Here is an 18,783-nt window from a genome sequence, read left to right as displayed (position 1 = left end):
CGGTCGATAGGATCGAAGATGTGACTACCGTCGTGCGCCGCCTGCTGGATCTGACCGTCGAAGAGCACACGCTCACCGTCCCCCTCGTCTGGGGTGATCCCGCCGACAGCCGCACCATCGACGTCTTCGCCGCCGTCGTCTCTCGCCCGGGCGGTGAGACGCTCCCCTATCTCGTGTTCCTCCAGGGTGGCCCCGGCAGCGAGGCACCGCGCCCGTTCCATGGGCCCACCGCGCCGGCCTGGCTCGACGAGGCACTCGCGCACTACCAGGTGGTACTCCTCGACCAGCGCGGCACGGGGCGATCGACGCCCGTCTCCGATGCCGACCTCGCGCTCGGGTCGTCGGTCGTCGCCGAGCACCTCACGCATCTGCGGGCGGATGCGATCGTGCGCGACTGCGAGGCGATGCGGCAGCACCTCGGCGCCGACGAATGGAGCGTGCTCGGCCAGTCGTTCGGCGGGTTCACGACCCTCGCTTATCTCTCCACCGATGCCGACTCCCTCACCGACGTGTTCATCACCGGAGGGCTCAGTGCGATCGGACGGCACCCCGACGACGTGTACGCGCTGTGCTACGACAAGATGCGCGACGCGTCCGAGCGCTACTACCGGCGGTTCCCCGAGCACCGCGACGCGATGCGGCGCCTGGTCGATCGCGCGGCCGCCGGCGACATCGTGCTCCCCGACGGCGAGGTCGTCTCGGTCTCGCGCCTGCGGTCCTTCGGCTCCGCCCTCGGTACGGATGCCGGGTGGCAGACCGTGTGGTCGCTGCTCGAGCTCGACCCGACGAAGAACGCGTTCCGCTACGACCTCATGAACGCGATGCCCTACGGCGGGCGCAACCCGCTCTACTTCGCGTTCCACGAGTCCAGCTACGCCGACGGCCATGCCACCCGATGGTCGGCCGAGCGCACCGAGCCCGCGGACTTCCGAGACGACCCGACGCTGTTCACCGGCGAGCACATCCGCCGCGAATGGACCGAGACGGTGCCGGCCTTCCAGCCGTGGCGCGAGGTCGCTCTCGAGCTCGCCGAGTTCGAGTGGCCGTCGGTGTACGACCCCGCGGCGATCGCCGCGTCCGAGGCGACCGGCGCCGCCGCCGTCTACGTGAACGACGTCTACGTGCCCTACGAGTTCTCGCTCGAGACCGCGAAGCTGCTGCCCGGCGTGCACCTGTGGCAGACGAGCGAGCACGAGCACAACGGGCTGCGTTCCGGTGGCGTGCTGAGCCGTCTCATCGACCTCGCGCACGGTCGACGCATCCGCTGAGCATATCCATCGCTCGGCGGATGCCGACGAGCGGCGCCACGCCTACGCTGGATGCATGGATGAGGCTCTCGGGGTGATCGTGCTGGTCGGCGCGCTCGTGCTCGCCGGCACTGCCGCGATCGTCCTCATCGCTTTCGGGTTCTCGCGGATGCCGATCGACACGAAGTACGAGAGCTCCGGCGCGGGACTCGGCGGGGCGTTCGACGCCGTCTGGTCGCCGACGGCTCACGAGGCCGGAATGGAGCGCGACCGTCAGACGCAGCGCACCGCCCCGGCCCCCTCGCCCGGTGATCCTCCCGACGCGCTCGGCGACGGACGCATCCGCATCGACATCTGAGCGCACGTCGCGAGAACGACGAAGGCCCCGCTCTCCGAGGAGAGCGGGGCCTTCGAGACGGGGGTCCTTACTTGGACGATCCGCCGAAGCCCTTGAAGCGCTGGTTGAACTTCTCGACGCGGCCGGCCGAGTCCATGATGCGCTGCTTGCCCGTGTAGAACGGGTGCGAGGCCGAGGAGATCTCGACGTCGATGACGGGGTACTCCACGCCGTCCAGCTCGATGGTCTTGTCGCTCGAGACGGTGGAGCGGGTGAGGAAGGTCTCGCCCGAACCGAGGTCGCGGAACACGACTGCCTTGTACTCGGGGTGGATGTCAGTCTTCATGGGATTCCTTAGTTGCTGCCCTGGATTGTGCCAGGGACGAGGGAAGTCTGCGGTGCAGAGTGCACCAAGGGTCGATCTTATCAGATGACGGATCAGGATGCCGCGCGAGCCGCGTAGCGTCCGTCCTCGCTGCTCAGCGTGATCGGCATGCCGAATGCCTCGGTGAGCGCTTCGGCGGTGAGCGTCTCGCTGATCGGACCGGCCGCGACCACCCGTCCTTCGCGTAGCAGCATGACGTGCGTGAAGCCCACCGGGATCTCCTCGACGTGATGCGTGACCATGAGCATGGCCGGCGTCGTCGGCGACGAGGCGTAGCCGCTGAGGAGGGCGAGGAGTTCCTCTCGCGAGCCGAGATCGAGCGAGGCGGTCGGCTCGTCGAGCAGGAGCAGCTCGGGGTCGGTCATCACGGCGCGGGCGATCTGCACGCGTTTCTGCTCGCCGTCGCTGAGAGTGCCGAAGGTGCGATCGGCGAGATGGTCGAGCTTCCACTCCCCCAGCACGCGCAGCGCGCGGCGCTCGTCGATGTCCTCGTAGTCCTCGTTCCAGCGTCCGAGCACGGAGTACGCGGCGGTGAGCACGGTGTTGAGCACCGTCTCGTCGCGCGGAACGCGCTTGGCCATCGCCGACGAGGCGAAGCCGATGCGCGGGCGCACCTCGAACACGTCGGTGCGACCGAGAGTCTCGCCCAGCACCGTCACGATTCCCGACGTCGGGTGCATCAACGTATCGGCGAGCTGCAGCAGCGTGGTCTTACCCGCGCCGTTGGGTCCGAGGACCACCCAGCGCTGGTCGTCCGCGACCTGCCAGGTCACGTGGTCGATGATGTTTCGCCCGTCGCGGCGCACGACGACATCGGTGAAATCCAGAGCGATCGGCATGCGTCCAGCCTATCGGCTCAGGCAGTGAGCTCCGCGTAGAGCGCGCGGGTCGCGTCGGCGATCGACGACCAACTGAACTCGCGCGTCGCCCGCTCTCGCCCGGCGTCTCCGTAGACCCGCGCCTGCGCCGGATCCATGGCGACCTCCGTGAGCACGGCGGCGAGGTCGGCGACGTACCGATCGGGGTCGACCGGGGTGCCGGTTCCGTCCTGCACCTGCTCGATCGGCACGAGGCGACCCGTCACGCGATCGGCGACTACTTCGGGGATACCGCCGGTCGCCGTGCCGACCACGGCGGCGCCGCAGGCCATCGCCTCGAGGTTCACGATGCCCAGCGGTTCGTACACCGAGGGGCAGACGAAAGTCGTGGCGGCGGTGAGGATCGCCGAGAGCTCGTCGCGCGGCAGCATCCGCTCGATCCAGATCACGCCGTCGCGGGTCTGCTGGAGCAACCGCACACCCTCCTGCACCTCCGCCATGATCTCGGGGGTGTCCGGCGCTCCGGCGCAGAGGATCAATTGCACCTCGGGCGGCAGCAGTCGCGCGGCTTGGAGCAGGTACGGAAGCCCCTTCTGCCGCGTGATGCGTCCGACGAAGACCACGGACGGGCGGTCGGGGTCCATGCCCACGGACGCGAGGAACTCCGGGTTCTGCACCGGGCGCCAGCGTTCGACGTCGATCCCGTTGTGGATGACCCGCACCTTCGCGGGGTCGACCTGCGGGTAGCTGCGCAGGATGTCCGCGCGCATGCCCGCACTCACGGCGATCACGGCCGCGGCATTCTCGTAGGCCAGCTTCTCGATACCGCTCGACACGGCGTAGCCGCCGCCGAGCTGCTCGGCCTTCCACGGACGCAGCGGCTCGAGGCTGTGCGCGGTGAGCACGTGCGGGATGCCGTGCAGCTGCGCGGCGAGGTGCCCGGCGAAGTTCGCGTACCACGTGTGACTGTGCACGACATCGGCGCGCTCGATTGCGGCGACGATCTCGAGATCCGTTCCGAGCGTCTGCAGTGCGGGGTTCGCGGAGGCGAGTTCGAGCGGCGTGGAGTACGCGGAGGTGCTCTGCTCGTCGCGCGGCGCACCGAAGGCGCGGACGCTCACGTCGATGCTCTCGCGAAGAGCCGCCACGAGCTCGGCCACGTGCACCCCGGCACCGCCGTAGATCTCCGGCGGATACTCCTTCGTGATCATTTCGACTCGCATGTCTGAACGCTAGTACAGCGGGCCGGATCGCACCTAAGGTGGAGCCATGTCCGCTCCAAAGAAGATCTTCGGCATCATCCTCGCCGGCGGCGAGGGCAAGCGACTCATGCCGCTCACGGCGGATCGTGCGAAACCCGCGGTGCCCTTCGGCGGACAGTACCGATTGATCGACTTCGCGATCTCGAACCTCATCAACTCGGGGCTGCGGCAGGTCGTCGTGCTCACGCAGTACAAGTCGCACAGCCTCGACCGCCACATCTCGCAGACGTGGCGCATGTCGGCGCTCCTCGACTCGTACGTCACGTCGGTCCCGGCGCAGCAGCGACTCGGAAAGCGGTGGTTCTCGGGCTCGGCCGACGCGATCCTGCAGAGCATGAACCTGCTCAACGACGAGAAGCCCGACATCGTCGTCGTGATCGGTGCGGACCACGTCTACCGCATGGACTTCCGGCAGATGATCGACGCCCACATCGCATCGGGCGCGAAGGCCACGGTCGCCGGCATCCGCCAGCCCCTCGCTCTCGCCTCGCAGTTCGGCGTCATCGACACCGACCCCGAGGATCAGGGCCGCATCCGCGCGTTCCTCGAGAAGCCCACCGATGCCACCGGTCTCCCGGACGCGCCGCACGAGGTGCTCGCTTCGATGGGGAACTACGTCTTCGACGCCGACGCACTGATCGCCGCCGTCGAGACCGACGGGGAATCGCCCACCTCCGGGCACGACATGGGCGGCGACATCATCCCCTACTTCGTCGGACGCGGCGAGGCCGGCGTCTACGACATGAAGCGCAACGAGGTGCCGGGCTCCTCGCCGCGCGACCGCTCGTACTGGCGCGACGTGGGGACGATCGAGTCGTTCTTCGACGCCCATATGGACCTGATCTCGACCCTGCCCGTGTTCAACCTGTACAACACGGACTGGCCGATCCACTCGCAGACCGTGAACTCGCCGCCCGCGAAGTTCGTGCGCGACTCGGTCGGCCGGATCGGCAATGCGATCGACTCGATCGTGTCGCTGGGATCCGTGCTTTCGGGCACGCACCTCGAACGCAGCGTCGTGGGTCCGTGGACGCTCGCCGGGGGCGGATCGACGATCACCGACTCCGTCGTCTTCGACCACGTGCACGTCGGGGCAGGATCGCGCGTGCATCGAGCGATCCTCGACAAGAACGTGGTGCTCGCAGACGGCGCGACCGTCGGCGTCGATCGGGAGCGCGACCTCGCCCGAGGTTTCACGGTCACCGAGACCGGCATCACCGTGGTCGGCAAGGGCCTGTACATCGAGCGCTGAGCGTCATCCGTACGGTGGTCTCCGCCACGCTCGGTAGGCTCGACGTCGTGACCTCTGCGCGCTTCCTCGTCGTCCTCGATGCCGATTCCACCCTCATCCGCAACGAGGTTATCGAGCTGCTCGCCGACGAGGCGGGGCGCCGCGACGAGGTGCAGGCCGCGACCGAGGCCGCGATGCGCGGCGAGGTCGATTTCTCCGAGAGCCTGCGCACGCGTGTCGCCGCGCTCCGCGGCGTCTCCGTCGACGCCTTTCCGCGCGTGCGCGCACGTATCGAACCGACACCGGGCGTGCGCGAGCTGACCGCCGCCGTGCACGCACGCGGCGGAGTCGTGGGCGTCGTGTCCGGAGGATTCCACGAGATCCTCGACGATGTGGCCCCGACGCTCGGCGTGGATCGCTGGCGGGCCAACCGGCTCCGCGTGGCCGACGGCGCGTTGACCGGCGAGGTCGACGGCGCGATCGTGGATGCCGTTGCCAAGGCCGAGTCGCTCCTCGAGTGGGCCGCCGAGCTGGGTGTCGCCCCGCACGCGACCATCGCGATCGGCGACGGCGCGAACGACCTGAAGATGATGGCGGCGGCCGGCCTCGGCCTCGCGTTCAACGCCAAGCCCGCGGTCCGGAACGCGGCGAGCCTGGTTGTCGGACCGCAGGATCTCGCCGAGGTCATCGCTCTCCTCCCCTGATCGATCCCGAGAGGTTCGGCGACCCCCTCGCGGATGTCGGAGGCCGGCGCTAACGTCGCCCCATGGACATCATCCTCATCCCGGGCCTGTGGCTCGACGCCGAGAGTTGGAACGACGTGACGCCCGCGCTGACGCGCGCGGGTCACCGCGTGCACCCGCTGACCCTTCCGGGCGTCGGCGCATCCGCGACGGAATCCGCCGACATCGGCATCGCCGACTGGGTCGACGCCGTCACGCAGAAGATCGACGAGCTCCCCGGAGAGCGGGTGGTCGTCGTCGGACACAGCGGCGGGGGAAACGTGGCCTGGGGCGCAGCGAACGCCCGCGCCGACCGCCTCTCCCGCGTGATCCTCGTCGACACCGTGCCGCCCCCGCCCGGCCGCGGGATCAGCGAGTTCGAGGTCGTCGACGGTGTCATCCCATTCCCAGGGTGGGATTTCTTCCCCGATGAAGACGTCTCCGACCTCGACGCCGACACGCGTGCACGCACCGCGCCGACGGCGAAGAGCGTGCCCGCGCGCGTCCCGACCGACGCGATCGCCCTTGAAGGGGATGCGCGCTTCGGCGTACCGGTGACGATGTTGATGGGCGGCCTCGACCAGGAGACGCTGGAATCGGAGATCTCCGATTGGGGCTCCTACGGCGACGAGTACCGAGCGATCGACGACGTCGAGGTCGTGCGGATCGGCTCGGGCCACTGGCCGCAGTTCTCGGTGCCGGAACGCCTCGGCGAACTGATCCTCGCGGCCGTCGACCACTGACCGAGCGTCGACGCGCGGTTAGCGGCGAAACCGCTCAGAATCGAGCGAAGATCCGTGCGAGGGGCGTCAGTGCCCCATCCCGAGACCGCCGTCGACCGGGATGACGGCGCCCGAGATGTACGCGGCGTCGTCGCCCGCGAGCCACGTCACGACGCCCGCGACCTCATCGGGGCTCGCGAATCGTCCCGCGGGGATGTTGGCCTTGTACTGCTTCTGGGTGTCTTCGGGCAGTTCGGCGGTCATGTCGGTCTCGATGAAGCCGGGCGCGACGACGTTGGCCGTGATGCCGCGGCCGCCGAGTTCGCGCGTGAGCGAGCGAGCGAAGCCGACGAGAGCGCTCTTCGACGCCGAGTAGTTGATCTGGCCGGCCGACCCGTACAGCCCGACGACGCTCGAGATCAGGATGACCCGGCCGAAGCGGGCGCGCAGCATGCCCTTCGATGCGCGCTTGACAACCCGGAAGGTGCCGCCGAGGTTGGTGGCGATGACGCTGTCGAAGTCGTCCTCGCTCATGCGCAGCAGCAGGGTGTCCTTGGTGATCCCGGCGTTCGCCACGACGATCTCGATCGGGCCGAGCTTCTCCTCGACCTCCGTGAACGCGGCGTCGATCGCGGCGGCATCCGTCACATCGGCGCGGACGGTGAGCGTTCCCTCGGGGCCCTCGCCGCTGCGCGCGGTGACGGCGACTCGGTAGCCCTCACGCACGAATCGCTCCGCGATCGATCGGCCGATCCCCCGGTTGCCTCCCGTGACGAGGACGACGCGCTGCTCACTCATGTTCATTCACTCCCGCTGTTCACGACGATCCGGGCATCCGAACCGACACCGATCCTACCGAGGATGCTCGCCCGCGTCGGGCGCGGGACGTTTGACACCCGCGCACCGGACTGCGAGCCTGATCTCGACGAAAGGGTCTCCGCGTGAGCGACAACACCACTCCCCCTCCGTACGGCGGAACGCCGTACACCCCGCCGCCCGCCTCACCCGTGCAGCCCACCCAGGCGTACCCGGGCGCGGCTCCCGTCTACGGTGCACCCGCCGCCCCGGGCTACGGACAGCCGCACCCGCCGGTGCAACCGGTCCAACCCGGCTACGGTGCGCCGCACCAGCCGTACGGATACGCGCAGACCCCCTATCCCGTCTACCCGGCACCACGACCGACCAGCGGACTCGCGATCACCTCGCTCGTCTGCGGCATCGTGAGCCTCCTCTTCAGCTGGCTCTTCGTGCCCGCGCTCGCGTCCATCGCCGCCGTCATCACCGGCCACATGGCGCTGAAGAAGACGAAGATCGACCCGAACGTCGGAGGGCGCGGGATGGCCTTCGCCGGGCTCATCCTGGGGTACGTCGTGCTCGGCATCGGCGTGCTCACGATCGCGATCTCGGTCATCAGCCTCCTCGCGTTCGGAGCATTCACGCTCCCCTTCCTCTACAACAACTGATCGTCTCGCGAACGCACTCCGGCCAGCGCCCACCGGCGTAGGCTGGAGGCATCGTGAACCGCAAGCGCACCGTCCCCGCCGTGACCTCGCTGCCGCAGTCGCCGGCAGCCGAGTCCGATCACCGCGTGCGCCGCTATGCGATCACGATGACGATCCGCATCGTGTGCTTCGGCCTCATGGTGTTCGTGCAGCCCTACGGCTGGTACACCTGGGTCTTCGCAGCCGCTGCCGCGGTGCTCCCCTACATCGCGGTGGTGTTCGCGAACGCCGGCAGCGACAGCACCGAATCGGCAGCGGAGTCCCCTCGGCAGGAGATCGAGGCGACACCGCCGGTGGTCCCGGAGCCGATCGAGGAAGCCCCCGGCATCATCACGATCCACGAGAAGCCGCAGGATCGCTCGTGACCGACCTCATCTGCTCGCGCGCCGGCTGCCGGAGCGCGGCGACGAAGCAGGTCGTCTGGCGCAATCCCCGCATCCACGCTGCGGACCGCGAGAAGATCTGGCTGGCGTGCGACGAGCACGCGGACTACCTGCACGACTACCTGGCGGCCCGCGACTTCCCGGTGGCCGTCCGAAACGGAGTACCCGCGTGAGCAAGCGCCTGACCCGTTGGATGGTCTACGTCCTCATCGCGATCGGTTTCGCGATCGCCTGCGCGTTCCTCTCGAACTGGCAGTTCGAGAGGAACGAGTCCCGCGCCGAACAGATCGAACTGGTCGAGCAGAACTACGATGCCGACCCGGTTCCGCTCGCAGAACTGATCGGCGATGACGACGTCCTCCAGCCCGGCGATGAATGGCACCCGGTGCTGCTCCGCGGCGAGTACCTCTCCGACCAGCAACTTCTCGTGCGCAACCGTCCGCACGGCGGCACCAGCGCCTTCGAGGTCCTGGTGCCGTTCCGCGACGTCGATGGCCGCGTGTTCATCGTCGACCGCGGCTGGGTTCCCCCGGGTGACGGTGACACCCCGGATGCAGTCCCGGAGGCTCCGAGCGGCACCGTCGAGGTCGTCGCGCGGCTGCGCCCGACCGAGCAGGTTCCCGCCTCCGGACGCGGTGCCCCCGAGGGCCAGGTCCCGACCATCAACCTGCCGACGATCGCGGGTCTCGTCGAGGGCGACGTCATCACTGCGGCCTACGGACAGCTCATCAGCGAAGACCCCGCGGGCACGCCGCTCGGCGGCTTCACCTCGCCCACCGACGATCCAGGACCCCACCTGTCCTACGCGATCCAGTGGATCCTCTTCGCGATCATGGGTTTCATCTTCATCGGCTACATCATCCGCACCGAGATCGTGAAGCACCGCGAAGACATCGAGGGCCGACCGGCCCCGGCCAAGGAGAAGCGTCGGCGCGACAAGGACGCCGATGTCGAGGACGAGCTGCTCGACGCCCGCTGAGGCTCAGCTGCCCGCCGCCGCGGCATCCGCTCGCACCCACGCGCCGCCGTCGCGTTCGTAGACGACGCGGATGTGCCGACGATCCTGCGAGCCCTGCCAGAACTCGATGCGCTCGGGTACGAGGCGCCACAGCACCCAGTCACCGGGCTCGATCCCCGCGCGCGCCGCGGCCGAGCGCGCGGCGAGATCGGCCGCGCTCTCGTCGGCCGCGGCTTCGACGACCCGACCGCGTACGCGCACCGCACGCACGAGCGGCTGCCACCAGAAGCTCAGGGCGGCAGCGGGGTGCGCCGACAGCTGGTCGCCCTTGCGCGATGCACGGGGGCCGGCGAACGCCCATCCGCGCTCGTCGACGTCCTTGAGGATCAGTGCCCGCGCATCCGGGATGCCATCGGCATCGACCGTCGCCAGCGTGGCCACGTGCGGCTCGGGCACCCCGGCATCCACGGCCGTGCCGATCCAATCGCGGAACAGCTCGAGCGGAGAATCCGGCAGCACGGACGCATCCCACGCCGGCGCCGCGCCGATCAAGGAGGGCTGCGCTCTTAACCAGGAGGACAACGTGCTCGGCAGGGTCGACATGCTCTCGACTATGCCACCGATGCCCCGTCCGCGCGTCAGGCGAGCTCGATCAGATCCTGGTACTCCTGGTTCCAGATGTCCTCCACGCCGTCCGGGAGGATGAGCACCCGCTCGGGGTTGAGCGACTGCACGGCGCCCGGATCGTGCGAGACCAGCACGACGGCGCCCTCGTAGTGCGCGAGGGCGTCGAGGATCTCCTCGCGCGACGCGGGATCGAGGTTGTTCGTGGGCTCATCGAGCAGCAGCAGGTTCGCCGACGACACGACGAGGGTCGCGAGCGAGAGACGGGTCTTCTCCCCGCCGGAGAGCACGCCCGCCGGCTTCAGCACGTCGTCACCGGTGAACAGGAACGACCCGAGCACACGGCGCGCCTCCGTCTCGGTGATGTGCGGCGCCGCCGAAACCATGTTCTCGAGCACCGAGCGGTTCACATCAAGGTTCTCGTGCTCCTGTGCGTAGTAGCCGACCTTGAGTCCGTGGCCGGGCTCGAGCTGGCCTGTGTCGGGCTGATCGACGCCCGCGAGCATGCGCAGGAGCGTCGTCTTACCTGCACCGTTCAGACCCAGCACGACGACCTTCGAACCGCGGTCGATCGCGAGGTCGACGTCGGTGAAGATCTCGAGTGAACCGTAGGACTTCGACAGTCCCGACGCCATGAGGGGCGTCTTGCCGCAGGGTGCGGGCTTCGGGAAGCGCAGCTTTGCGACCCTGTCCTGCTGCCGAACGTCGTCGAGTCCGGCGAGCAGCTTCTCGGCACGCGCGACCATCTGGTGCGCGGCCGCGGCCTTCGACGCCTTGGCTCCGAAGCGAGCCGCTTGCAGCTGCAGCGTCGTCGCCTTCTTCTCGGCGTTGGCGCGCTCCTTCTTGCGACGCTCCTCGTCGGCCACGCGCTGACGAAGGTAGTTCTTCCAGTTCATGTTGTACGTGTCGATGACCTGGCGGTTGGCATCGAGGTAGAACACGCGGTTGACGGTCTCACCGACCAGCTCGACGTCGTGGCTGATCACGATCAGCCCGCCCTTGTACGTCTTGAGGAATTCACGCAGCCACACGACACTGTCGGCGTCGAGGTGGTTGGTCGGCTCGTCGAGGATCATCGTCTCGGCATCCGAGAAGAGGATCCGGGCGAGCTCGATGCGACGACGCTGACCACCCGACAGGGTTGACAGCGGCTGGTCGAGGATGCGGTCGGGAAGCGAGAGGTTGTGGGCGATGGATGCCGCCTGCGCCTCGGCGGCATAGCCGCCCTGCGCCTCGAACTGCTCGGTCAGCGCCGCGTAGCGCTTCATGGCCTTCGCTGCGACGGCGGGGTCGTCCGATCCCATCGCGAGCGACGCCTCGGTCATGCCGAGGTTGAGCTGACCGAGGCCGCGAGCGTCGAGGATGCGCGTGCGCGCGAGGTCCTCGGGGTTGCCGGAGCGCGGGTCCTGCGGCAGATAGCCGAGCTCGCCCGAACGGGTCACGTTGCCACTCGACGGCAGTACGTCGCCGGCGAGGACCTTGGTGAGGGTGGTCTTGCCCGCACCGTTGCGACCGACGAGGCCGATCTTGTCACCGTCGCCCACGCGGAACGACACGTTCTCCATCAGGAGGCGAGCGCCCACGCGAATTTCGAGTTCGTGCACGGCAAGCACAGCGGGATGTCCGTTCGTTCGGGAGGAAGGTGGCCGAGCGGCCAGCCTCCCAGTATAAGCGCCCCGGCGGTACGGCCAGCCCAGGAAGATCACTCCCTGGTCTGACACGGTCGATACCGCGGAGGGATGCCCGCGGACCCGCCCCGTTCGTAACGTTCGAGAGTGGACGTGATCAATGACCTCATTCTCCAGGCCGTGGCCTCGCCGTGGCTCATGCTCGTTCTCTTCGCCGTCACGGTGATCGACGGGTTCTTCCCGCCCGTGCCGAGCGAGACCGTCCTGGTCGCCGCCGCGGCGGCCTCGGTCTCGGGTGGAGGCACGAATCTGCTCCTCCTCGGCGTCGTGGCCGCGATCGGTGCCGCTCTGGGTGACAACATCGCGTTCCTCATCGGTCGACGCCTCGGCACCAGCCGCGCGGGCTGGATGCAACGCCCGCGCGTGCGCACCGCCTTCGCCCATGCCGAGCGCGCGCTCGAGACGCGCAGCGCCGCGCTGATCCTCGGCGCCCGCTACATCCCCGTCGGCCGCGTGGCCGTCAACATGACGGCGGGCGCCCTGCGCTTCCCCTGGCGACGGTTCCTCCCCCTCAGCCTCGTCGCGGGCGCGAGCTGGAGTGCCCTCAGCCTCGCGATCGGCCTGTTGACCGGGAGCTGGATCAAGGACCAGCCGCTCCTGAGCGCCGGTGCCGGCATCGTCATCGCCCTGCTGATCGGCATCGTGATCGACCGTGTGTCCGCCGTCCGACGCCGCCGGAGCGCGCCCGCCAACCTGGCAGGATGAAGGTCATGACCCGTCCTCGGCGTGCTGCCCGTCCTTCGCGGCGGACGATCGCGCTCATCGGACTCTGGACGGTCACCGTCAGCCTGTACTCGGTGTTCGTTCCGGTCCATGCCGCCCTGTACGGCACCCCGCCCGCGCTGGCCTTCCTTCTCGGCGCCGCCGTCTGCGGCGCTCTCCCCCTCTCCCTCTCCCGCCCGCGCACGGCGATCGCGCTGTTCTGCGCGGCGATATTCGTGGTGCCGCTGGTGACCGATGCCGCGCTCGCCTCCACGGCGCCGTGGCCGTGGTCCGTTCCCTCCACGCTCGCCCTGGTGGGAATCACCGGGCTCGTGACGAGCGTCCACGGCGCACGCTGGGGCGCGCTCCCACTGGGGGTCGGCCTCGCCGCCTCCCTCACCGCTGCCGTGCTGCGCCCCGACATCATCGACATTCCCGGCGTCGGCGCCACCGCGACCGCCGACCTCATCGTCACGGCATCCGTGGGTGTCGTCACTCTCCTCCTCGCGCTGCTGATCGCCAGCCGCCTCCGCATCGGCGCCGAGCTCACGCGCGAGCGCGAGCACTCCGCCCTCGAGGAGTCGCGCCGCGCCCTGGTCGAAGAACGCACTCGGATCGCCCGCGAACTGCACGACGTGATCGCGCACAGCATGTCGGTCATCCAGGTGCAGGCGTCGACGGCGCGGTACCGCCTGCCGTCGATCGACGCCGCCGCCGCGGCCGAGTTCGACGACATCGCCGCGACCGCCCGTACGTCGTTGAGCGAGATGCGACGGATGCTCGGGGTTCTGCGCACCGAGGATCAGGCCGTCGAACTCGCGCCGCAGAACGGCATCGACGACATCCCCGCGCTGGTCGACACCATCCGCCGCGCCGGGGTCGACGTGGGTCTCTCACTCGTGGGTATGGATGCGGCGGCATCCGCTCCCACGGCCGTCCAGATCGCGACCTACCGGATCGTGCAGGAGAGCCTCAGCAATGCGGTGCGGCACGCCTCCGGAAACGCGGTGACGGTGGAGCTGCAGGCGAATGCCACGGCCCTCCGCCTCCGTGTACGAAACTCCGCCCCTGCGGAGGCGCAGGATCGAGGCACCGGGCACGGCCTGCGCGGAATGCGCGAGCGCGCCGAGGTGCTCGGCGGCAGTCTCTCGGCGGGACCCGCTCCCGACGGCGCCTGGCTCGTCGAGGCCGCACTCCCCCTGGCCGGAGGACGCGATGATCCTCCGTCCCCCGCATCCGCCCCTCCGAAGGAGAACCCGTGACCATCAGCGTCCTCATCGCCGACGATCAGGCCATGGTGCGCGCCGGCTTCGCGGCGCTGCTCGACGCGCACGACGGCATCCGCGTCACCGGTCAGGCCTCCACCGGAGCGGAAGCCGTGTCGCTCGCCGCGCGTCTCGACCCCGACGTCATCCTCATGGACGTGCGGATGCCCGACCTCGACGGGATCGAGGCGACCCGCCGGATCCTCGGCTCGTCCTACCCGGCGGCGCACGTCCCCCGTATCCTCATGCTCACGACCTTCGACATCGACGACTACGTCTACGACGCGCTCGAGGCGGGAGCGAGCGGCTTCCTGCTCAAGGATGCGCTCCCGGAGGAGCTGGTGCACGCCGTGCGCGTCGTCGCCGGCGGCGACGCGCTGCTCGCCCCGAGCGTGACCCGCCGGGTGATCGCACAGTTCGCCGGGCGCCGTCCGCGCACGCCCCGCGCGGCATCCGCCCTCGCCGAGCTCACCGACCGTGAGCGCGAGGTGCTCGTGCTGATCGGCCGCGGGCGGTCCAACGGCGAGATCGCGGCGGAACTCTTCATCGCCGAGCAGACGGTGAAGACCCACGTCGGCAAGGTGCTCGCGAAGCTCGGACTCCGCGACCGCGTGCACGCGGTGATCCTGGCGTACGACACCGGTCTCGTCGAACCGTCCTGACCGCGCCCTCCCGAGCGGCAGCCTCTCACCCCTCGGTACGAGGGCGAACAGCACCGCGGGGTGATGCCCTCCGCCGCACCGCGTCCATAACCTCCGGGAAGACCGTTCCCCAGGAGGATTCATGGCCATCGTGCAGGCACCCGCCGTCCGCGACATCACGAGCGTCGAGGCTCGTGGCACCCGTGACACCGGCATCGACCTCGTCCGCTCGCTCTGCGTGATCGGCGTGGTGCTGCTGCACGCGATCATGGTCGGCGTCTCCGTCGTCGACGGACGCCCCGTCTTCGACAACGCCAGCACCGGCACGTGGTGGATCGTGCCCGTCAGCTGGGCGCTGCAGGTCATGCCCCTGTTCTTCGTCATCGGCGGGTTCTCCGGACTGCTCGCCTACCGTTCGGTGCTCGCCCGCGGACGCGATGCGCGGAGCTTCATCGCGGGGCGGGTGAACCGACTGCTGCGGCCCGCCGTGGTCACGATCGCCGTGATCGGCATCGCACTGTGGGCGTTGACGGCCTTCGGTGTGCCGGTGGACCTCGTCACCGTCGCGGGCTACCGCTACGGTCAGCCGCTGTGGTTCCTCGCGGTCTTCCTCCTCTGCCAGGCGCTGCTCCCCGCACTCGTGCACCTGCACCGGACTCGGCCGCTCCTGAGCCTCGCCGCGCTGGTCTGCGCTGCGGCCGGCGTCGATATGGCGCGGGCCGTCAGCGGCATCGACGCCCTCGGATTCCTCAACCTGGCGTTCGTCTGGCTCGCGCTCCAGCAGATCGGATTCTTCCTCGCCGACGGCAGCATCGACTCCCTGCCCCGTCGCACCCGGGTGCGCGTCGGCGCGGGCGCGGCGCTCGCGCTCCTCCTCGCCTTCGCCACGGGCCTCTGCTCCCCCGACCTGATCGCGCACATCAACCCGCCGACCACCGGGCTGATCCTCGTCGGTATCGCGCACACCTGCGCCGTCTCGCTGAATCGCACTCGCCTGTCCGTGCTCAGCGCCGTCCCCGTCGCCGCGGCCGTGAGCGGGGTCATCGGCCGACGGACGATGACGATCTACCTCTGGCACATGCCGGTACTGCTCGCCATGGCGGGCGTGACGGCGCTCGTCGCGATCGGCGACGGCAGCGCGCTCCCGGTAGCGGGGAGCGCCGCGTGGTGGGCGGATCGCCCGCTCTGGTTGGCGACGGCTCTGACGCTCACCGCCCTCGTGGCGATTCCGTTCACGCGCATCGAGACGCGTCGCCCTCCGGCGCCGTCCGATTCGACCCGGCGCATCGTGCTCTCGGTGCTGAGCGGTCTGATCGGAGTGGTGCTGTTGCTCGTGGTCGGCACGACACCCGTCACGGCGATGATCACGGTCGGCCTGCTCGTCGTCGCCCTTCACCTCGCGGCTGCCCGGACGCGAAGCGTGTGGCTTCCCCGCCCGGTGCTCAGGAACGCTCGGCGGCGTGCCCGAGTCTGAGTCCCGGGATCGCGGCCGCGGTCACCAGGACCAGGCAGAACACGAACACGACCCAGAACGTGCTCGCTCCGCCGCCGAGCGTGGCGACGGCGAGTCCGGCGAAAGCGATCGTGACGGCCGAACCCGTGGAGTCCGAGATCGACAGCGCCGAGGAGTTGAACCCCTGGTTGCGCTCGTCGGAGTACGCGAGCGTCAGCACCGTCAGTCGCGGGTACAACAGGCCCATTCCACCACCGGCGAGGCCCCACCCGATCACGACCACGAGAGGCGAGATACCGAAGAGCGCGGCCAGCAGCACGCACAGCAGCGCGACCAGCAGCAGCGAGAGGCTGATCGTGGTGATGCGGAGGTTTCCGAGCCGCTCGCCGTACTTGCCCTGCAGAGCGGATGCCCCGGCCCACGCGAGCGCGGCGAACATGAGGGCGATACCTGCCCAGGTCGCCGTGAATTCGAAGCGCTCCATGAGCAGATACGGGATGTACGCCTCGGCGGCGAAGAAGGCCCCGGCGACGATGCCGCGCATGAGCACGACGCTCGGTAGCCCCCGGCCCGCGCGCAGAGCCCGTCGCGGCAGCAGCGGCAGGATGGCGATGCCGATGACCACCAGCGCACCGATCGCGACCGGCCAGCGCACCTGCGGCACCATGTCGGCGGCGAAGCCGATCACGACGGCGAGAACGGCCACGACGACCGCGAGCAGCAGACGGGTCGCGATCACCCGGCGGTCCTGGGGCTCGCCGTGCCCGAGCTCGACCCCGCGCAGACGCACCGCGATCACGGTGAAAGCGAGAGCGGTGAGTACGGCGACCCCGAGGAACGTCCAGCGCCAGTCGATGTGCTCGGCCACGGCCCCGGCCAGGAACGGACCGATCATCGACGGCACGACCCAGGCCGCGGCGAACGCCGCGAAGATCCGCCCGTGCAGGTGCGGCGGATACAGCCGCGCCACGACGACGTACAGGGCGACGGTCTGGCCGCCGGCGCCGAGACCCTGCACGAGGCGTCCCACGAGGAACTGGTGCATGGTGACGGCGAAGCCCGAGATGAGGAGCCCCACCAGGAACAGCGTGACCGCGACGTACAGCGCGCCCCGCGGTCCCCGAGCGTCCGACCAGGCACCCGCGGCGACCATGCCGATGACGCTCGTGGCCAGGGTGCCCGAGAAGGCGACCGCGTACAGCGCTCCGCCGTCGAGCGCCTCGCTGACGATCGGCATCACCGTCGTGACCGCGAGCGCCTCGATCGCTGCGAGGAAGATCAGCGCGATCGCGCCGGTCGTGACCCAGATGCGGCTCCGGTCCCAGATCGACGCGACGGGCAGCGGGGCCGTCATCGCCCGACGAGCGCCGCGATGCGCTCGATGGACTCGGTGAGGATCTCGGGACTCGTGCCGAAGTTCAGACGCGCGAACCCCGTCCCCTCGTCGCCGAAGGCCGCGCCGTTGTGGAGGGCGACCTTCGCCTCCAGCAGGATGCGCCGCGAGGGGTTGTCGCCCCAGCCGAGGGGCCGGAGGTCGATCCAGGCGAGATACCCGGCGTCGGGCAGGCGATAGCGCGCCCCCGGAAGGTGCCGCACGAGGAGATCCTCGAGGAGGACGCGGTTCTCGTCGAGGGTGCGGAGCAGGCCGTCGAGCCACGGGTCGCTCTCCTCCGAGAACGCCGCCACGGCCGCGATCAGACCGAACTGCCCCGTGCGCCAGACGACCTCGATGGGCAGGTCGCGCAGCACGGCGTGCGTCGCGTCGTCGGCCGCCACCATGAGCGCGCACTTGAGCCCTGCGAGATTGAACGCCTTGCTCGCGCTGACCACCGCATAGCCGACCCGTCGGGCGGAGTCGTTCACGGCGAGGAACGGCGTGAATCCCGTGTCGGGCTGGGCGAGCGGCGCATGGATCTCATCGGAGACCACCGAGACGCCGAACTCGGCGGCGAGGTCGGCGAGCGCTGCGAGAGCGTCACGATCGTGCACGGTTCCGGTCGGGTTGTGCGGGTTGCACAGCAGGATCGCAGTCGCGCCGTCCTCGAAAGCCCCGCGGATGCCGTCGAGATCGAGCTCCCAGCGCGAACCTGTGTCGCGCAGGGGGACGCGCTCGACCTCGGCGCCGGCCTCCGCGACGAGGTCGTAGAAGGGCGGGTACACCGGAGGAGTGACGACGACGCGCTCTCCCGGTTGGGTCACCCGACGGAGGATCTCGACGATCCCCATGCTCACGTCCGCCGTGCTGCGCATCCTCGCCGGGTCAGGACTCCACCCGAACCGGCGCGCGGCGAAGGCCGCGTAGGCCTCGTTCAGGAGCGTACGCGATGCGATGTATCCCGTGTCGCCGAGTTCGAGCGCACGCTGAAGCGACGCGGTGATCTCCGGCGCGAGGGGGAAGTCCGTCTCCGCCACGAACAGCGGCAGGACGTCCTCGGGGTACTCGCGCCACTTCTCGCTCGTGCGCTGACGCAGCTCGGCGAGAGGCAGCGCCTTCACCTCGAGCATCAGATGGCGAAGCCGAGTGCTCGCATCATGTCGCGGCCGTCGTCGGTGATCCGCTCGGGACCCCACGGCGGCATCCACACCCAGTTGATGCGGAAGCGGTCGACGACCTTGTCCAGGGCCTGCGCGGTCTGCTCCTCGAGCACGTCCGTCAGCGGGCATCCGGCGCTCGTCAGCGTCATGTGGATGACGAGAGCATCGTTTTCGTCGTCCCACGCCAGGTCGTAGATGAGTCCGAGGTCGACGACGTTGATCCCGAGCTCGGGATCCATGACGTCCTTCAGAGCCTCGGTGACCTCGTCGTACTTCTCGTCGGTCAGCGTCGCGGTCGCGGTCATGCG

The 18,783-nt window shown here is 69.4% G+C and carries 22 protein-coding genes; 13 read left to right on the top strand and 9 right to left on the bottom strand.

Annotated features, from left to right (window positions below):
* Window positions 1–20: 20 nt before the first annotated feature.
* Together ACIQTT_RS01385 and ACIQTT_RS01380 are read left to right on the top strand one after the other, a co-directional pair.
* Window positions 21–1,268, top strand: a complete 1,248-nt coding sequence (locus ACIQTT_RS01385) for an alpha/beta fold hydrolase (RefSeq protein WP_402784997.1) — start codon at window positions 21–23, stop codon at window positions 1,266–1,268.
* A 55-nt stretch (window positions 1,269–1,323) separates the two neighbouring features.
* The gene (locus ACIQTT_RS01380) at window positions 1,324–1,605 is read left to right on the top strand and encodes a hypothetical protein (protein WP_402784995.1); all 282 of its coding nucleotides are present in this window, start codon (window positions 1,324–1,326) and stop codon (window positions 1,603–1,605) included.
* Between the two features lie 67 nt (window positions 1,606–1,672).
* Here ACIQTT_RS01380 and ACIQTT_RS01375 read toward each other — a convergent pair whose 3' ends face one another.
* From ACIQTT_RS01375 to glgA, 3 genes are all read right to left on the bottom strand, one after another.
* Window positions 1,673–1,930, bottom strand: coding sequence for a type B 50S ribosomal protein L31 (locus ACIQTT_RS01375; RefSeq protein WP_021200734.1), 258 nt, complete (start codon window positions 1,928–1,930; stop codon window positions 1,673–1,675).
* A 92-nt stretch (window positions 1,931–2,022) separates the two neighbouring features.
* Window positions 2,023–2,808, bottom strand: coding sequence for an ABC transporter ATP-binding protein (locus tag ACIQTT_RS01370; protein ID WP_402784993.1), 786 nt, complete (start codon window positions 2,806–2,808; stop codon window positions 2,023–2,025).
* A gap of 17 nt (window positions 2,809–2,825) precedes the next feature.
* The gene (gene glgA, locus ACIQTT_RS01365) at window positions 2,826–4,010 is read right to left on the bottom strand and encodes a glycogen synthase (protein WP_402784991.1); all 1,185 of its coding nucleotides are present in this window, start codon (window positions 4,008–4,010) and stop codon (window positions 2,826–2,828) included.
* 46 nt (window positions 4,011–4,056) lie between these two features.
* Here glgA and glgC point away from each other — a divergent pair, with 46 nt between their 5' ends.
* The 3 genes from glgC to ACIQTT_RS01350 all read left to right on the top strand — a co-directional run bounded on the left by glgC (window position 4,057) and on the right by ACIQTT_RS01350 (window position 6,745).
* Window positions 4,057–5,301, top strand: a complete 1,245-nt coding sequence (gene glgC / locus ACIQTT_RS01360; RefSeq protein ID WP_247622277.1) for a glucose-1-phosphate adenylyltransferase — start codon at window positions 4,057–4,059, stop codon at window positions 5,299–5,301.
* Between the two features lie 47 nt (window positions 5,302–5,348).
* Window positions 5,349–5,984 carry a phosphoserine phosphatase SerB gene (gene serB, locus ACIQTT_RS01355; protein ID WP_402784988.1) on the top strand — a complete coding sequence of 212 codons (636 nt, stop codon included), beginning with the start codon at window positions 5,349–5,351 and terminating at the stop codon, window positions 5,982–5,984.
* A gap of 62 nt (window positions 5,985–6,046) precedes the next feature.
* A complete protein-coding gene (locus ACIQTT_RS01350; RefSeq protein WP_402784986.1) occupies window positions 6,047–6,745 on the top strand; it encodes an alpha/beta fold hydrolase in 699 nt (232 codons plus the stop codon).
* A gap of 66 nt (window positions 6,746–6,811) precedes the next feature.
* Here ACIQTT_RS01350 and ACIQTT_RS01345 read toward each other — a convergent pair whose 3' ends face one another.
* On the bottom strand, window positions 6,812–7,522 hold the full coding sequence (locus ACIQTT_RS01345; RefSeq protein ID WP_391478220.1) for a beta-ketoacyl-ACP reductase: 711 nt from the start codon (window positions 7,520–7,522) through the stop codon (window positions 6,812–6,814).
* Window positions 7,523–7,665: 143 nt separating this feature from the next.
* Between ACIQTT_RS01345 and ACIQTT_RS01340 the strand changes: the two genes are divergently transcribed.
* From ACIQTT_RS01340 to ACIQTT_RS01325, 4 genes are read left to right on the top strand one after another with little or no spacing between them, the layout of a single operon-like run.
* Complete coding sequence (locus ACIQTT_RS01340; protein WP_402784984.1) at window positions 7,666–8,187, top strand: DUF4190 domain-containing protein; 522 nt, start codon at window positions 7,666–7,668, stop codon at window positions 8,185–8,187.
* A 53-nt stretch (window positions 8,188–8,240) separates the two neighbouring features.
* Complete coding sequence (locus ACIQTT_RS01335; protein ID WP_402784983.1) at window positions 8,241–8,591, top strand: DUF3099 domain-containing protein; 351 nt, start codon at window positions 8,241–8,243, stop codon at window positions 8,589–8,591.
* Window positions 8,588–8,782 carry a hypothetical protein gene (locus tag ACIQTT_RS01330; RefSeq protein WP_402784981.1) on the top strand — a complete coding sequence of 65 codons (195 nt, stop codon included), beginning with the start codon at window positions 8,588–8,590 and terminating at the stop codon, window positions 8,780–8,782. Before ACIQTT_RS01335 ends, ACIQTT_RS01330 begins: the two co-directional genes overlap by 4 nt.
* Window positions 8,779–9,588, top strand: a complete 810-nt coding sequence (locus tag ACIQTT_RS01325) for an SURF1 family protein (RefSeq protein WP_402784979.1) — start codon at window positions 8,779–8,781, stop codon at window positions 9,586–9,588. The genes ACIQTT_RS01330 and ACIQTT_RS01325 overlap by 4 nt, the downstream gene beginning before the upstream one ends.
* A 3-nt stretch (window positions 9,589–9,591) precedes the next feature.
* On the opposite strand, the gene ACIQTT_RS01320 is transcribed toward ACIQTT_RS01325, so the two are convergent.
* A complete protein-coding gene (locus ACIQTT_RS01320) occupies window positions 9,592–10,170 on the bottom strand; it encodes a pyridoxamine 5'-phosphate oxidase family protein (RefSeq protein ID WP_402784977.1) in 579 nt (192 codons plus the stop codon).
* Between the two features lie 35 nt (window positions 10,171–10,205).
* On the bottom strand, window positions 10,206–11,804 hold the full coding sequence (locus ACIQTT_RS01315) for an ABC-F family ATP-binding cassette domain-containing protein (protein ID WP_402784975.1): 1,599 nt from the start codon (window positions 11,802–11,804) through the stop codon (window positions 10,206–10,208).
* 162 nt (window positions 11,805–11,966) lie between these two features.
* Between ACIQTT_RS01315 and ACIQTT_RS01310 the strand changes: the two genes are divergently transcribed.
* The 4 genes from ACIQTT_RS01310 to ACIQTT_RS01295 all read left to right on the top strand — a co-directional run bounded on the left by ACIQTT_RS01310 (window position 11,967) and on the right by ACIQTT_RS01295 (window position 15,961).
* A complete protein-coding gene (locus ACIQTT_RS01310) occupies window positions 11,967–12,584 on the top strand; it encodes a DedA family protein (protein WP_402784973.1) in 618 nt (205 codons plus the stop codon).
* Between the two features lie 5 nt (window positions 12,585–12,589).
* On the top strand, window positions 12,590–13,843 hold the full coding sequence (locus ACIQTT_RS01305; protein WP_402784971.1) for a sensor histidine kinase: 1,254 nt from the start codon (window positions 12,590–12,592) through the stop codon (window positions 13,841–13,843).
* Complete coding sequence (locus ACIQTT_RS01300; RefSeq protein ID WP_402784969.1) at window positions 13,840–14,508, top strand: response regulator; 669 nt, start codon at window positions 13,840–13,842, stop codon at window positions 14,506–14,508. The genes ACIQTT_RS01305 and ACIQTT_RS01300 overlap by 4 nt, the downstream gene beginning before the upstream one ends.
* Window positions 14,509–14,629: 121 nt before the next feature.
* Complete coding sequence (locus ACIQTT_RS01295) at window positions 14,630–15,961, top strand: acyltransferase (RefSeq protein WP_402784967.1); 1,332 nt, start codon at window positions 14,630–14,632, stop codon at window positions 15,959–15,961.
* Here ACIQTT_RS01295 and ACIQTT_RS01290 read toward each other — a convergent pair.
* The 3 genes from ACIQTT_RS01290 to ACIQTT_RS01280 are packed head-to-tail and all read right to left on the bottom strand — an operon-like array spanning window position 15,930 to window position 18,780.
* Entirely contained in the window at window positions 15,930–17,294 is a 1,365-nt protein-coding gene (locus tag ACIQTT_RS01290) for an MFS transporter (protein ID WP_402784965.1), read from the bottom strand. The genes ACIQTT_RS01295 and ACIQTT_RS01290 overlap by 32 nt on opposite strands.
* Window positions 17,291–18,445, bottom strand: a complete 1,155-nt coding sequence (locus tag ACIQTT_RS01285) for a MalY/PatB family protein (protein WP_402784963.1) — start codon at window positions 18,443–18,445, stop codon at window positions 17,291–17,293. Before ACIQTT_RS01285 ends, ACIQTT_RS01290 begins: the two co-directional genes overlap by 4 nt.
* Window positions 18,445–18,780 carry a metal-sulfur cluster assembly factor gene (locus ACIQTT_RS01280; protein ID WP_247622261.1) on the bottom strand — a complete coding sequence of 112 codons (336 nt, stop codon included), beginning with the start codon at window positions 18,778–18,780 and terminating at the stop codon, window positions 18,445–18,447. The genes ACIQTT_RS01285 and ACIQTT_RS01280 overlap by 1 nt, the downstream gene beginning before the upstream one ends.
* Between the last annotated feature and the right edge of the window lie 3 nt (window positions 18,781–18,783).

The organism is Microbacterium sp. NPDC090225 (assembly GCF_044772365.1).
GTDB lineage: Bacteria > Actinomycetota > Actinomycetes > Actinomycetales > Microbacteriaceae > Microbacterium.
Note: the sequence above shows the minus strand (reverse complement) of the source record. Positions and strands in the feature narration are given on the sequence as shown.